This is a genomic window from Streptomyces sp. NPDC055955, from assembly GCF_042270245.1.
Classification (GTDB): Bacteria; Actinomycetota; Actinomycetes; order Streptomycetales; family Streptomycetaceae; genus Streptomyces.
In genome coordinates, this window is sequence record NZ_JBHJYS010000057.1 from 1 (window position 1) to 1,440 (window position 1,440).

Sequence of the window (1,440 nt, forward strand, 5' to 3'; positions counted from 1 at the left end):
TTCGATCTGGTCGTCTCCGGTATGGCGTCGACGGACGGCACGGCGGGTGTGGTTCCGGCGCTGCTCGCGGAGCGGCTGGGTGTGCCGCAGGTGACGCTGCTGTCGGAGGTGTCGGTCGAGGGTGGTGTGGTCTCGGGTCGTCGTGACGGTGACACGGCCTCGGAGCGGGTTGAGGCTTCGCTGCCGGCGGTGGTGTCGGTGACCGACCAGTCGGGCGAGGCGCGTTACCCCTCGTTCAAGGGGATCATGGCGGCGAAGAAGAAGCCGGTCGAGTCCTGGGACCTGTCGGATCTGGGTCTTGAGGCCGACGAGGTGGGTCTGGCGGGTGCGTGGACGGTGGTGGACGCGGCGGCCGAGCGTCCGGCGCGCAGCGCGGGCACGATCGTCAAGGACGAGGGCGAGGGCGGCAAGCAGCTCGCCGAGTTCCTCGCGGGCCAGAAGTTCATCTAGTCCGGCCGTTTCCTTCCGTCTCACTCTTTCGCATGCAGGAGAAGTTCCATGGCTGAAGTTCTGGTCTACGTCGATCACGTGGACGGTGCCGTCCGTAAGCCCACCCTTGAGCTGCTGACGCTGGCGCGCCGGCTGGGTGAGCCGGTCGCGCTGGCGGTGGGTGCGGGTGCCGCCGGCACCGCCGCGGCGCTTGCCGAGCACGGTGCGGTCAAGGTGTTGACGCATGAGGCGTCCGAGTACGCCGACTATCTGGTCGTGCCGAAGGTGGACGCGCTGCAGGCCGCCTACGAGGCGGTGTCCCCGGCGGCGGTGCTGGTGCCGTCCTCGGCGGAGGGCAAGGAGATCGCGGCGCGGCTGGCGGTGCGTGTCGGGTCGGGTGTCATCACCGACGCGATCGACCTCCAGGCCGGCGAGCAGGGCCCCGTCGCGACGCAGTCGGCGTTCGCCGCCTCGTTCACCACCACCAGCCGGGTGGCCAAGGGCACCCCGGTCATCACGGTCAAGCCCAACAGTGCTCCGGTCGAGTCCGCCCCGGCGGCCGGCACGGTCGAGGCCCTGGACGTGGTGTTCTCCGAGCAGGCCAGGGGTACCAAGGTCACCGCGCGCACGCCGCGTGAGTCGACCGGGCGTCCGGACCTGACCGAGGCCGCGATCGTGGTCTCCGGCGGCCGCGGCGTCAACGGCGCGGAGAACTTCGCGCTCATCGAGGCCCTCGCCGACTCCCTCGGCGCGGCGGTCGGCGCGTCGCGTGCCGCGGTCGACGCGGGCTGGTACCCGCACTCCAACCAGGTCGGCCAGACCGGCAAGAGTGTCTCCCCGCAGCTGTACATCGCCAACGGTATCTCCGGCGCGATCCAGCACCGGGCCGGCATGCAGACCTCGAAGACCATCGTCGCGGTCAACAAGGACGCCGAGGCCCCGATCTTCGACCTCGTCGACTACGGCGTCGTCGGCGACCTCTTCGACGTCGTCCCCCAGCTCACCGAGGAA

General features: G+C 70.4%; 2 protein-coding genes. Both read left to right on the forward strand.

Annotated features, from left to right (window positions below):
* Positions 1-450 (forward strand): electron transfer flavoprotein subunit beta/FixA family protein (locus tag ACFC96_RS46055; RefSeq protein ID WP_376618715.1); only part of this gene is annotated, 450 nt, incomplete at its 5' end.
* A gap of 48 nt (positions 451-498) precedes the next feature.
* A partial coding sequence (locus ACFC96_RS46060; RefSeq protein WP_376618717.1) for an electron transfer flavoprotein subunit alpha/FixB family protein occupies positions 499-1,440 on the forward strand: 942 nt, incomplete at its 3' end.